An 11613-nucleotide genomic window follows, 5' to 3' on the forward strand; every position below is an offset into this window, starting at 1 on the left:
AAGCGTCGGCCCGACCCGCGCGGCGATCCGCCGCGCGCTCGGCACCCCGCGCGGCGATCCGCCGCGCGCTCAGCACCCCGCGCGGCGACGCGCGGCGCGTTCAGTACCTCGCGCGCAGCGCCACGCGCCAGGTGCGCGGCGGCTCGACGTGCGTGAACAGCGGCGACTCGTCGGCCAGGCGCACGTCGGTCAGGTTGTCGACGCCCAGCGCCAGCTCGAGCTGCGGTGTCAGCGCGCGCGCCAGGTGCGCGCCGATCAGCGTCACGTCGGGCGCGCGCCGGGCCGCCCCGGTGGCCGGCGGCAGCAACTGGTCGGCGCTGTACTCGGCGCGCGCGCCGGCGCGCCAGCCGCCTTGCTGCCAGTCCAGGCGCACGGTGGCGCTGTGGCGCGGCCGGCGTTCGAGTCGTCGGCCGTCGCCGTCGTTCGCATCGAGGTAGGTGTAGCTCAGCAGCGTCGAGAACCCGGCGCCCAGCGGCTGCGCGTACGACGCCTCGACGCCGCGCAGCGTCGCGCGCTCGAGGTTCTCGTAGGTGAACGTGCCGACGCCGGGCACCGGGCCCGGGGCGACCAGCCGCACCTCGATCAGGTCGTCGATGCGCTGCTCGAACAGCACCAGCTGCGCCTCGCGGCCGCCGGCGGCGTAACCCACGCCGAGCTCGACCGCGTCGCTGGTCTCGGGCTGCAGGTCCGGGTTGCCGAGGAAGCTGTTCGGGCCTTCACGCCGCGCGCCGGGCACGATCTGCTTGAGGTTCGGCGCCTTGAAGCCGTGGCTGTAGCCGCCCTTGACGGTCCAGGCCTCGCCGGCGCGCCACACCAGGTACGCGCGCGGGCTCCACTCGTGGCCGAACAGCTGGTGGCGGTCGTGGCGCAGACCCAGCGTCAGGTTCAGCCGCTGCGCCAGCGCCAGCTCGTCCTGCAGGTACAGCGAGCGGTGTTGCGCGATCGAGCGCCCGCCGGGCAGCCCCGGGTCCTCGAGCGACTCGTTGCGCGCCTCGAAGCCGGTGGTCAGCCCGTGCGTGCCGAGGTCGAAGCGGGCCTGGCCTTCGAGCACGCGGTCGTCGATGCGCTGCGGCGGGTTGATGGCCACGCCGGCGGTGCGTCGGTTCTCGACGTCGATCGTCGCGCGGTAGGCGCGCAGCTGCGTGCTCAGCCCGCGGGCGCCACCCCAGTCGGCCTCCCAGCCGATCGAGCTGAGGCTGCGCGCGATGTCGTTGACGGTCTCGTGGTAGCGGCGCTGGCCGCTGCGCTCGCGTGCGCCGGCCACGCGGTCCTCGCGCCCCTCGCGGTGCTCGAGGTCGACGCGGTGCCCGTCGGCCGGACGCCAGCCCAGCGCGAGCCAGCCGTCGCGCTTGTCGCGACCCTCGAGCTCGTCGATGCGCGGATCCTCGACCGAGGCCAGCGCGTCGCGTTCGGACTTCGCGGCGCCGGCGCGCAGCGACCAGCGTTCGGACAACGGCCCGTCGGCCTGCGCGCCGACGCGCCAGCCGTCGCCGCCGCGGTCGTCGTCGGCCCACGACTTCTCGACGCGCGCGCCGAAGCGCCAGCGCTCGCCGGGCCGGCGCGTGATCACGTTGACCACGCCGCCCATCGCCTCCGACCCGTACAGCACCGACAGCGGGCCGCGCACCACCTCGATGCGCTCGATGTCGTCGACCGCGATCCAGTCGTACTGGAAGTCGGAGTGACCGATGACGCCGTCGCTGGCGCCGACGCGCCGCCCGTCGACGAGGAACAGCGTGTGCTTGCTGTCCATGCCGCGGATCGACAGCACCTTGCGCCCGCCGATGCTGCGCCCCTGCAGGCTCAGCCCGGTTTCGCCGCGGATCGCGTCGAGCACGCCGTCGGCGCCACGCTGCTCGATGTCGCGGCGGGTGACCACGCTCATCGCCGCGGGGGCGTCGACCTCGAGCATCGGGTGGCGCGTCGCCGTGACCACCACGGTCGTCGCCGGCGCCTCGTCGGCCGGCTGGGCCGCGGCCGGCGCGGCCAGCATCGCTGCCGCCACCGCCAGCGCGTGCCGCTGCGGCCATGTGCTGTCCCTGCCCAATGCGTGCTTGCTCACTGCGTGCCCCGAACCGGTGTCGTGTCTCGAATCGCGGGCACGTTAGCCTCCGGCCGAGGGATTCGACTTGATGTGGGTTAAGTCGGCGATCGGTGTCGACCACGAGCCACATCGGCGGCGACAGACGCCGGGACGGCGCAACCCGCCCCCCTAGAATGTGGGCGCCCGGCGCATGCACGCACGGTTGGGGTGCGTCGCCGACCGGGCCTGCCAGCCGGGGCCGTGGCCGCGGCCGCCATCGAACCGCGATCTCCCGGAAGGACGACCCTTGAAGTACTCGACCCTCGACGAGTTCCTCGCCGCGGTGCGCGCGCGCGACGCGCACCAGAGCGAGTTCCTGCAGGCCGTGCGCGAAGTCATGCAGAGCCTGTGGCCGTTCGTGCAGGCCCACCCGCATTACGCCGAGCAGGCGCTGCTCGAGCGACTGGTCGAGCCCGAGCGGGTGATCCAGTTTCGCGTCGCCTGGGTCGACGACCGGGGGCGCACGCAGGTCAACCGCGCCTGGCGCGTGCAGCACAGCAGCGCGATCGGCCCGTTCAAGGGCGGCATGCGCTTCCACCCGTCGGTGAACCTGTCGATCCTGAAGTTCCTCGCGTTCGAGCAGACGCTGAAGAACGCGCTGACCACGCTGCCGATGGGCGGCGGCAAGGGCGGCTCGGACTTCGACCCCAAGGGCAAGAGCGACGGCGAGGTGATGCGCTTCTGCCAGGCGCTGATGCTCGAGCTGTACCGCCACCTGGGCAGCGACACCGACGTGCCCGCGGGCGACATCGGCGTCGGCGCGCGCGAGGTCGGCTACATGGCCGGGATGATGAAGAAGCTCAGCAACGACGCGTCGTGCGTGTTCACCGGCAAGGGGCTGGCCTACGGCGGCAGCCTGATGCGCCCCGAGGCCACCGGCTACGGCACGGTGTACTTCGCCCAGGAGATGCTGCACCGCCAGGGCCAGGGCTTCGACGGGCTGCGCGTGTCGATCTCGGGCTCGGGCAACGTCGCGCAGTACGCCGCCGAGAAGGCGATGGAGATGGGCGCGCGCGTGCTCACGCTGTCGGACTCGGACGGCACGCTGGTCGTGCGCGACGGTCTGAGCGAGGAGCAGCTCGCCGCGGTGATGGAGTGGAAGAACGTGCAGCGCGGCCGCCTGTCGGCCTTCGCCGACCGGCACGGGCTGCGCTTCGAAGCCGGCAAGCGGCCCTGGCACGTGCCGGCCGACGTGGCGCTGCCGTGCGCGACGCAGAACGAGCTCGACGCCGACGACGCGCGCACGCTGGTGCGCAACGGCGTCAAGTGCGTCGCCGAGGGCGCGAACATGCCCAGCACGCTCGAGGCGGTCGACGTGTTCCTCGCCGCCGGCACGCTGTACGCGCCGGGCAAGGCGAGCAACGCCGGCGGCGTGGCCACCTCGGGGCTCGAGATGAGCCAGAACGCGCTGCGGCTGTCGTGGCACCACGCCGAGGTCGACGAGCGGCTGCACGCGATCATGAAGGACATCCACGAGAACTGCGTGCGCCACGGCAAACGCGCCGACGGCAGCGTCAACTACGTCGACGGCGCAAACATCGCCGGCTTCGTCAAGGTGGCCGACGCGATGCTCGCGCAGGGCGTGTACTGACCGACCGCGCGCGAAGCGGCTGCGGCGGCGCCGCGCCGTCGCGGGCGCCCGGTCGGTCCGGGTGGGGTCCGGGTTCTCGCCGGCGGGCAGACGGCCTCGCGCGCCCCCGCCAGGGGTCGCTCGTCCACGGAGATGCGACGGCGAAGCCGCACCCGCATCGGCTCCGGCGGCTCGCATCGCGCGGGTCCACGGGCCGTACGCGCACGCCGTGACGCGCGTGCGACAGCTTGTCGCTGCCCATTCGGCGTCACTTGACTTCCGTCAAACATCGCGTCGGCTGTCGCAGGCCGAATACAGCGCGCCGGGGCTTTAACCAGATCAAGGTAATCCCTAAGGCGAACGCGAACATGCGGTCCAACGGGTGCAGGCCCATCGGCCCGCGCCGAGCGACACGGTTCCCGACCCCGATTTCCACTCCTGCGACAACCCAAAGGACGCATCCATGAGAACGCGATACAGACTTCACCACGCGGCAGCCGCGCTGGCGGCCGCGCTCGCGCTGGGCGTGCACGCCGCCGACCAGAAGCCCGTCACGGAGGCCGAACTGAAGTACCAGGCCGGCGCCTCGCCGCTGGCCGGCGAGGCGATGTACCAGTCGACGAACCCGAAGGCCCCGCCGATGACGCAGGCCGAGTTCGACGCCTCGCGCAAGATCTACTTCGAGCGCTGCGCCGGCTGCCACGGGGTGCTGCGCAAGGGCGCCACCGGCAAGCCGCTGACCCCCGACATCACGCTCGGCAAGGGCACCGACTACCTGAAGGTGTTCATCGCCTACGGCTCGCCGGCCGGCATGCCGAACTGGCAGACCTCGGGCGAGATGACCGAGAAGGAAGTCGACATGATGGCGCGGTACATCCAGCACGACCCGCCGATGCCGCCGGAGTTCGGGATGGCCGAGATGAAGGCCACCTGGAAGGTCATCGTGCCGCCCGAGAAGCGCCCGAAGAAAAAGGAGAACAACTACAACATCTCCAACATCTTCTCGACGACGCTGCGCGACACCGGCGAGATCGCGCTGGTCGACGGCGACACGAAGAAGATCATCAACATCATCACCACCGGCTACGCGGTGCACATCTCGCGCATGTCGGCGTCGGGCCGCTACCTGTTCGTGGTCGGGCGCGACGCGAAGGTCAACATGATCGACCTGTGGATGGCCAAGCCCGACAACGTCGCCGAGATCCGCGTCGGCCTCGAGGCGCGCAGCGTCGACACGAGCAAGTTCAAGGGCTACGAGGACAAGCTCGCGATCGCCGGCACCTACTGGCCGCCGCAGTTCGTCATCATGGACGGCGACACGCTCGAGCCGAAGAAGATCGTCAGCACCCGCGGCATGACGGTCGACACGCAGGAGTTCCACCCCGAGCCTCGCGTGGCCGCGATCGTCGCCAGCCACTTCAAGCCCGAGTTCATCGTCAACGTCAAGGAAACGGGCAAGTCGCTGCTGGTCGACTACTCGAACCTGAACGCGCTGAAGATGACCGAGATCGGCTCGGCGCGCTTCCTGCACGACGGTGGCTGGGACGCCAGCAAGCGCTACTTCCTGGTGGCGGCGAACAACAGCAACAAGATCGCCGCGATCGACGCGAAGGACGGCAAGCTGCAGGCGCTGATCGACGTGGGCAAGATCCCGCACCCGGGCCGCGGCGCGAACTTCAAGCACCCGAAACACGGGCCGGTGTGGGCCACCAGCCACCTCGGTGACGAGCAGATCGCGCTGATCAGCACCGACCCGAAGCGCAAGGAAGGCTTCAAGGTCGTGCAGATGCTCAAGGGCCAGGGCGGCGGGTCGCTGTTCATCAAGACGCACCCGAAGTCCAAGCACCTGTACGTCGACACGCCGCTGAACCCCGATCCGGCGATCTCGCAGTCGGTGGCGGTGTTCGACATCACCAACCTCGACAAGGGCTTCACCGTGCTGCCGATCGCCCAGTGGGCCGATCTGAAGGACGACGGCGCCAAGCGCGTCGTGCAGCCCGAGTACAACAAGGCGGGTGACGAGGTCTGGTTCGCGGTGTGGTCGGCGAAGAACAAGGAGAGCGCGCTGGTCGTCGTCGACGACAAGACGCTCAAGCTGAAGGCCGTGATCAAGGACCCGAAGCTGATCACGCCGACCGGCCACTTCAACGTCTACAACACGCAGCACGACGTCTACTGACGCGTGAGCGGCGCCGCGGGCCTGCCAAGGGCGCGCGGCGCCTTCCCTTTGCCTGGAGATTGCCCGATGAAGAAGACCCCAGCCTCGCTGTTCGCCGCCGCGCTGCTCGCCGCGGCCTTCGCGCTGCCCGCGCACGCCGACGCGCAGGCCGACCTGACCAAGGCCGGCTGCATGGCCTGCCACGCGAAGGACAAGAAGATGGTCGGCCCGGCGTTCAAGGACATCGCCGCCAAGTACAAGGGCAAGGACGTGGTCGCCGACCTGGCGGCCAAGGTCCGCGCCGGCGGCAAGGGCGTGTGGGGCCCCGTGCCGATGCCGCCCACCGGGCCGGACAAGATCAGCGACGACGCGCTCAAGGCCGGCATCCAGTTCATCCTGTCGACCACCTGAGCGGCGCGCGCCGAGGTCGACCGACGCCGGGGGCGCAGCACGATGCCGGCGCTCGACACGACCGACGCGCAGCTCATCGCCAGGCTGGCCACCGACTTCCCGCTGTCGGCCACGCCGTACGCCGATGTCGCCGCCGAACTGGGCCTCGGCGAGGCGCAGGTGCTCGCGCGGCTGCGCCGGTTGCACGACCTCGGCGTGATCGGCGCGCCGGTGCCGCAGGTGCCGCACGCGACGGGCGGGTCGCGGCGCTCGGCGCTGATCGGCGCGCAGGTGCCCGGCGACGAGGTCGACGCGGTGGCCGCGCGCGTTTGCACGCTGCCGTCGGTCGTGCACGCCGAGCAGCGCCGGCACCGCTACAACCTGTGGTTCGCGCTGGTCGCCGAGTCGGCGCTCGCGCTCGACGCGGCGTGCGCGCAGGCGGCGGCACGCATCGGCGCGCCGCTGCTCGTGCTGCCGCACGAGATCAGCTACGCGGGGACGCTGCTGTGGCTGCTGTGACCCGCCCCGGCCGCGCTGCGGCCCTCGCCGACTTCGACCGCCGGCTGCTCGAGGCCACGCGCGACGGGCTGCCGCTGGTGTCGCGCCCCTACGACGAGATCGCCCGCCGGCTCGGCACCAGCGGCGCGCAGGTGCGCGCGCGGCTCGGCACGCTGCTGCGCGACGGCGCGCTGCTGCGCATCGGCGTGCTGCCCGACGCGCAGCAGGTCGGCCTGGGCCGCCACGCGCTGAGCGTGTGGGACGTCGACGACCGCCGCGTCGACGAACTCGGCGACAAGGTGGCCGCGTTCGGCTTCGTGCTGCGCTGCTGCCGCCGCCCGCGCCGCGCGCCCGACTGGCCGTACAACCTGTTCGCCGTGCTGCACGGCCGCGACACCGCCGAGATCGACCGCGGCGTGCTGCAGATCCTGTGCCTGCTCGCCGACGCCTGCCGCGGCCACGAGGTGCTGCACCGCGAACGCGTGCTCAAGCGCGCGCCGTGAACGACGCACCCACGCGCGGCTGGTCGCGCCGCCGGTTCGCCGGTGGCGCGCTCGGCGCCGCGCTGGGCGCCGGTCGGCCCCGGCCGGCGCCGGCCGCGCCGGGGGACGCCGCGGCGCGCACGGCGCCGCACCTCGTCGTCGTCGCCGACGCGGCGTTCGCGTGCAGCGTCGACGCCCGCGCGCTGCGGCTGCGTCACCGCGTGCCGATCGCGGCCGCCATGGTCGGTGCGACCGACCCGTCCGGCGCACGCTTCGCGCTCGGCGGCGGCGACGGCGCGCTGGCGCTGCTCGACGCGTGCACCGGCCGCTGGCTGGCGAGAGCGGCGTTGCTCGGCCGCATCGGTGCGCTGGCGTGGTCCGGCGACGCGCAGCACCTGATCGCCGCCGATGCCGATGCGCCGGCGCTGGTGATCGTCGACGACCGGCTGCAGCTGTTGCGCCGCTACGCGGTGGCCGACCTCGCGAAGCGCCTGCCTTCGCGCGTCGCCGCGGTGGCGGCGCACGCCGCGCGGCGCAGCTTCGTCGTCGCGCTGCGCGACCTGCCCGAGCTGTGGGAGATTTCGCTGGACCCGCAGGCCGAGCCGATCTACGACGGGCTGGTGCACGACTTCCGCATGGGCGAGGCGATTCCCAGCGCCGGCTTCCTCGGCGTGCGCCGCTCGCCGCTGGCCGCCCCGCTGGCCGACCCGTTCGTCGACCCGCTGCGCCCGCAGGTGCTGGCGCGCACGCGCGGCGCCGACGGCGGCGACGTGGTGCTGACGCACAACCTCGACATCCGCCGTGCGATCGCCGCGGTCGCGCTGGCCGACGCGCCGCGCCCGGGCGCGGGGGCGGTGGTCGGGCACCGCGGCGATCGCGCGCTGCTGCTGCCGCACCGCGACGCGGCGCGCTGGAGCCTGGTGGGCCTGCGGCGCGGCGACCTGATCGGCAGCGTGCCCGCGCCGTCACGCGACGGCACGCTGCACGCGCCGCCGGGCTCGCCGTGGGTCTGGTGTGTCGCGGCCGACGGCGAGCGCCGCGTCGTCGTGCACCGCGTCGACGCGCAGCGCCTCGAGCCGGCCGGCAGCGACACGTTCGACGGTGCCGCGATCGGCGGCCTGCGCTTCGACGCGACGGGTACCTTCGCCGCGCTGGCGCTGCGCACGCCGGCGCCGCAGCTGGTCGTGTGGAACGTCGCCAGCGGCGCGCTGCACGGGCGCGTCGCGCTCGACGGCACGCCGACTGCCGGCGACTGCGGCTGACCGGACCCGCCGCGGGAGCTCAGGCCTGCATGCGGTACTCGGCCAGCCGTTTCGCGCCGAGGATGCGGATCTCGCGGCGATCGATCTCGATCAGCCCCTTGGACTCGAGCTCGTGCAGCACGCGCGAGAAGTACTCCGGCGTCAGCGACAGCCGCGACGCGATCACCGCCTTGCTCACCGGCAGCGTCACGGTCTGCACCGCCGCCGGGTCGCAGCCGTCGACGCTCTGGTCGCGCAGCAGGTAGCCGATCACGCGCTGCAGCCCCGAGTGCAGCGCATAGGCCTCGACGTCGTGGATCAGCCCGTGCAGCCGGCGCGACATGCCCGCCAGCAGGCGCAGCGCGAAGCGGTGGTCGCGCTTGATCTCGTCGATCACCGCCGGCTTGCCCACCGTCAGCAGCAGCGTGTCGGCGAGTGCCTGCGCGCTGAGGATGTACGGACGGTCGGTGAACATGATGGCCTCGCCGAAGCTGTGGCCCGGGCCGATCAGTTCGACGACCTTCTCGTTGCCGCCCGGCGACAACACGAACAGCTTGACCTGGCCGGTGACGACGACGTGGAACTCGTTGCACGGGTCGCCGACGCGGAACACCATGTCGCCGCGCGCCAGGCGACGCAGCTGGCAGCCGGCGGCGACCTTCGTCAGCTCGGCGGGACTGAGCTCGTTGAACAGCGGCAGTACCGACAGGTACCGCGGCACGTCGAACGGGCGGGACTCCATGTTCGGCTCCGGGACGGGGACGGCGCGATTGTGGACCGGGCGGTGCCCGTTGCGTTGACATCCATCAAGCCGGGCGTCGCGCCGACCACGGCCGCCGACGCGGGCGTCGCCGCGTCAGACGAGCGCCACGAGGTGCGCCAACAGCAACGTGCCGGCCAGGCTGTGCGCCAGCGCGGCCGGCCAGGGCCAGCCGAAGGCGGCCACGCCGACGCCCAGCAGCGCCAGCGCCGCCAGCAGCGCCAGCACCCGCGTCGCCTCGTCGCGCCGGCCGAGCCGGGCGGCGGCGAGGGCGACGCCGGCGGCCAGCGGCAGCAGCAGCACCGCGGTGCCGACGTGCAGCATGCGCGCGGTCGACGCGGCGACCGCGCCCGCGGGTTCGCGCCACGGATCCAGCGCCGACAGCGGCCACCCGCCGTCGGCGGCGCGCTGCAGGCATTCGCCCAGTCCCCCGCAGCCGGCGCCGGCGACCGACGCGCCGCCCATCGCCCCCAGCGCGGCCTGCGCGAGCAGCAAGGACGCCGTCACCGCGGCCAGGCCGCCGACGCCGCGGCCGTGCGCCGGCCCGGCCAGCCGCCAGGCCAGCGCGAGCATCAGCCAGCCGCCGAGCAGGTTGCCCAGCGTGATCGCCGGCAGCCGGGCGCCGGGCGTGGCCACGCCGAGCACGGCCAGCGCCAGCGCCAGCGCGAGCAGCGTCGCCGGCAGTGCCGCCGATGTCCAGCGCCCCGGCTGCCGGCGCAGCGCCGCCCACAGCATCGCGACGATCACCAGCAGCGCGGCACTGGCGCTCAGGCGGTGCGCGCCGCGCACGACGTCGACGACGGCCTGCGACAGCAGCGGCTCGGCCTGCGGCGCATGCGACAGCCGCAGCGTCGCGCTCAGCGCGGCCACCGCGAACAGCAGCAGCACGCAGCCGCGCGCCAGGGCGGTGGCGGGCGCCGCGCGCCGTGCGGCGTGATCGACGAGGACGTGGGCAGGCAAGGACGGGCGCGCAGCGCGCAGACACAACCTTCGGTTGTCGCGATGCTGCAGCGTCGCGCGCCGTCGTGGCATCGGTATTTGACCCCAGGCGGCGCTTAAAGAAATATCTGACATTCTTGAATTGCATCAATTCGGGCACCGGCCCCCATTTCCACAATCCACCGCACCCGTCGGACCGGTCCTGGTCGGTCCACGTCCGCGCACCAAGGAGAGATGCGATGAGCCAACACCATCACGACGACGAGAACGAGCCGGTGCCGTTCATGCAGAAGCTGCTCGACAACCCGTTCATGCTGCTGTTCCTGGGCGTGCTGATCCCGATGGTGCTCTACAACCTGTGGGGCGTCATCGACATCCTGTCGATCCCGGTCGGCAAGTAGCCGCCGCCCCATCCAAGAACGAGGGACTGCACGATGAGCGCCATCCTCCCGCCCAGCGAACGCCTCTGGTACAAGCATCCGATCGACCGTGTCGAAGGCACGTGGATCGCGATCGCGCTGACCTGGTGCCTGATCATGTTCTTCATGATGGTGGGCTGGCACATCTGGGGCGACCAGAACCTGTCCACCGAGACCTACCGCACCACGCCCGAGCGCTTCACCGAGAAGACGCAGGCGATGGTCGACAAGTACACGGTGCGCACCGAGACCGACGAGAAGATCCCGGTGGTCGCGCCGCCGCCGGGCAGCGACGTCTACCTGATCGCGCGGCTGTGGAACTTCTGGCCGATCCTCGAGCTTGAGAAGGGCAAGACCTACCGGCTGCACCTGACGGCGCTCGACTACAACCACGGCTTCTCGCTGCAGCCGACCAACATCAACATCCAGATGGTGCCCGGCTTCGAGCACGTGGTCACGGTGACGCCGAACCAGTCGGGGCAGTTCTCCATCGTGTGCAACGAGTTCTGCGGCATCGGCCATCACCAGATGGTCGGCCGCCTGTACGTCAAGTGAGGGGGAGGCGATGAGCGTGACCACCACCTACCGGACCTGCCCCCGATCGGGGCTGCAGTTCGAGAACCAGGCCGAGTGGCTGATCAAGGCCAACGCCTTCGTCGGCGTGGTCTGGCTGCTGATCGGCGGCATCCTGGCCATCGGCGTCGTGCTGACGCGCTGGCCCGCGGTGCACCTGCTGCCGGCCGACACCTTCTACATGTGGCTGACGGCACACGGCATCGACATGCTGATCTTCTGGATCATCTTCTTCGAGGTCGCCGTGCTGTACTTCGCGTCGTCGACGCTGCTGCGCTGTCGCATCGCGACGCCGAAGATCGCCTGGCTGGCGTTCGTGCTGATGGTCGTCGGCGCGGTGCTGAACAACGTCGCGGTGTTCCGCGGCGCGTCGAGCGTGATGATGACCAGCTACGTGCCGATGATGGCCGAGCCGAACTTCTACCTCGGCCTGATCCTGTTCGCCGTCGGCGCGCTGATCGCCTGCTTCGTGTTCTTCGGCACGCTGGTCGTGGCCAAGC

The 11613-nt window shown here is 71.9% G+C and carries 12 protein-coding genes; 9 read left to right on the plus strand and 3 right to left on the minus strand.

Annotation, left to right across the window (positions count from 1 at the left end):
* Positions 1-100: 100 nt before the first annotated feature.
* Positions 101-2062: a TonB-dependent receptor gene (locus tag PKC53_RS13735; RefSeq protein WP_324429520.1), complete on the minus strand. Its 1962-nt coding sequence runs from the start codon at positions 2060-2062 to the stop codon at positions 101-103.
* 268 nt (positions 2063-2330) lie between these two features.
* Between PKC53_RS13735 and gdhA the strand changes: the two genes are divergently transcribed.
* The 6 genes from gdhA to PKC53_RS13765 all read left to right on the plus strand — a co-directional run bounded on the left by gdhA (position 2331) and on the right by PKC53_RS13765 (position 8443).
* Positions 2331-3674: an NADP-specific glutamate dehydrogenase gene (gdhA, locus tag PKC53_RS13740; RefSeq protein ID WP_324429522.1), complete on the plus strand. Its 1344-nt coding sequence runs from the start codon at positions 2331-2333 to the stop codon at positions 3672-3674.
* Between the two features lie 442 nt (positions 3675-4116).
* Complete coding sequence (locus tag PKC53_RS13745; protein ID WP_324429524.1) at positions 4117-5832, plus strand: cytochrome D1 domain-containing protein; 1716 nt, start codon at positions 4117-4119, stop codon at positions 5830-5832.
* 66 nt (positions 5833-5898) lie between these two features.
* The gene (locus PKC53_RS13750; RefSeq protein ID WP_324429526.1) at positions 5899-6222 is read left to right on the plus strand and encodes a c-type cytochrome; all 324 of its coding nucleotides are present in this window, start codon (positions 5899-5901) and stop codon (positions 6220-6222) included.
* 42 nt (positions 6223-6264) lie between these two features.
* Entirely contained in the window at positions 6265-6720 is a 456-nt protein-coding gene (locus tag PKC53_RS13755; RefSeq protein ID WP_324429528.1) for an Lrp/AsnC family transcriptional regulator, read from the plus strand.
* Entirely contained in the window at positions 6708-7202 is a 495-nt protein-coding gene (locus tag PKC53_RS13760; protein WP_324429530.1) for an Lrp/AsnC family transcriptional regulator, read from the plus strand. The genes PKC53_RS13755 and PKC53_RS13760 overlap by 13 nt, the downstream gene beginning before the upstream one ends.
* Positions 7199-8443 carry a cytochrome D1 domain-containing protein gene (locus PKC53_RS13765; RefSeq protein WP_324429532.1) on the plus strand — a complete coding sequence of 415 codons (1245 nt, stop codon included), beginning with the start codon at positions 7199-7201 and terminating at the stop codon, positions 8441-8443. The genes PKC53_RS13760 and PKC53_RS13765 overlap by 4 nt, the downstream gene beginning before the upstream one ends.
* Before the next feature lie 19 nt (positions 8444-8462).
* On the opposite strand, the gene PKC53_RS13770 is transcribed toward PKC53_RS13765, so the two are convergent.
* Both PKC53_RS13770 and PKC53_RS13775 read right to left on the minus strand, forming a co-directional pair.
* Positions 8463-9164 (minus strand): Crp/Fnr family transcriptional regulator, encoded by a 702-nt coding sequence (locus PKC53_RS13770; protein WP_324429534.1) that lies wholly within the window; start codon positions 9162-9164, stop codon positions 8463-8465.
* 114 nt (positions 9165-9278) lie between these two features.
* Positions 9279-10142, minus strand: a complete 864-nt coding sequence (locus PKC53_RS13775) for a COX15/CtaA family protein (RefSeq protein ID WP_324429536.1) — start codon at positions 10140-10142, stop codon at positions 9279-9281.
* 218 nt (positions 10143-10360) lie between these two features.
* On the opposite strand from PKC53_RS13775, the gene PKC53_RS13780 reads away from it, so the two are divergent.
* The 3 genes from PKC53_RS13780 to PKC53_RS13790 all read left to right on the plus strand — a co-directional run.
* Positions 10361-10522 carry a hypothetical protein gene (locus PKC53_RS13780; RefSeq protein ID WP_324429538.1) on the plus strand — a complete coding sequence of 54 codons (162 nt, stop codon included), beginning with the start codon at positions 10361-10363 and terminating at the stop codon, positions 10520-10522.
* Between the two features lie 33 nt (positions 10523-10555).
* Positions 10556-11095, plus strand: a complete 540-nt coding sequence (locus PKC53_RS13785) for a cytochrome C oxidase subunit II (RefSeq protein WP_324429540.1) — start codon at positions 10556-10558, stop codon at positions 11093-11095.
* Between the two features lie 10 nt (positions 11096-11105).
* Positions 11106-11613: cbb3-type cytochrome c oxidase subunit I (locus PKC53_RS13790; protein WP_324429542.1), on the plus strand; the 508-nt coding region annotated here is incomplete at its 3' end.

This window comes from Azohydromonas sp., from assembly GCF_035325925.1.
Taxonomy (GTDB): domain Bacteria; phylum Pseudomonadota; class Gammaproteobacteria; order Burkholderiales; family Burkholderiaceae_C; genus Calidifontimicrobium.

What these genes read in the sequence shown, in the direction of transcription:
- PKC53_RS13770 (WP_324429534.1), bottom strand. Translation starts at nt 9,164, where the DNA reads ATGGAGTCCCGCCCGTTCGACGTGCCGCGGTACCTGTCGGTACTGCCG.
- PKC53_RS13780 (WP_324429538.1), top strand. Translation starts at nt 10,361, where the DNA reads ATGAGCCAACACCATCACGACGACGAGAACGAGCCGGTGCCGTTCATG.
- PKC53_RS13785 (WP_324429540.1), top strand. Translation starts at nt 10,556, where the DNA reads ATGAGCGCCATCCTCCCGCCCAGCGAACGCCTCTGGTACAAGCATCCG.
- PKC53_RS13745 (WP_324429524.1), top strand. Translation starts at nt 4,117, where the DNA reads ATGAGAACGCGATACAGACTTCACCACGCGGCAGCCGCGCTGGCGGCC.
- PKC53_RS13755 (WP_324429528.1), top strand. Translation starts at nt 6,265, where the DNA reads ATGCCGGCGCTCGACACGACCGACGCGCAGCTCATCGCCAGGCTGGCC.
- PKC53_RS13750 (WP_324429526.1), top strand. Translation starts at nt 5,899, where the DNA reads ATGAAGAAGACCCCAGCCTCGCTGTTCGCCGCCGCGCTGCTCGCCGCG.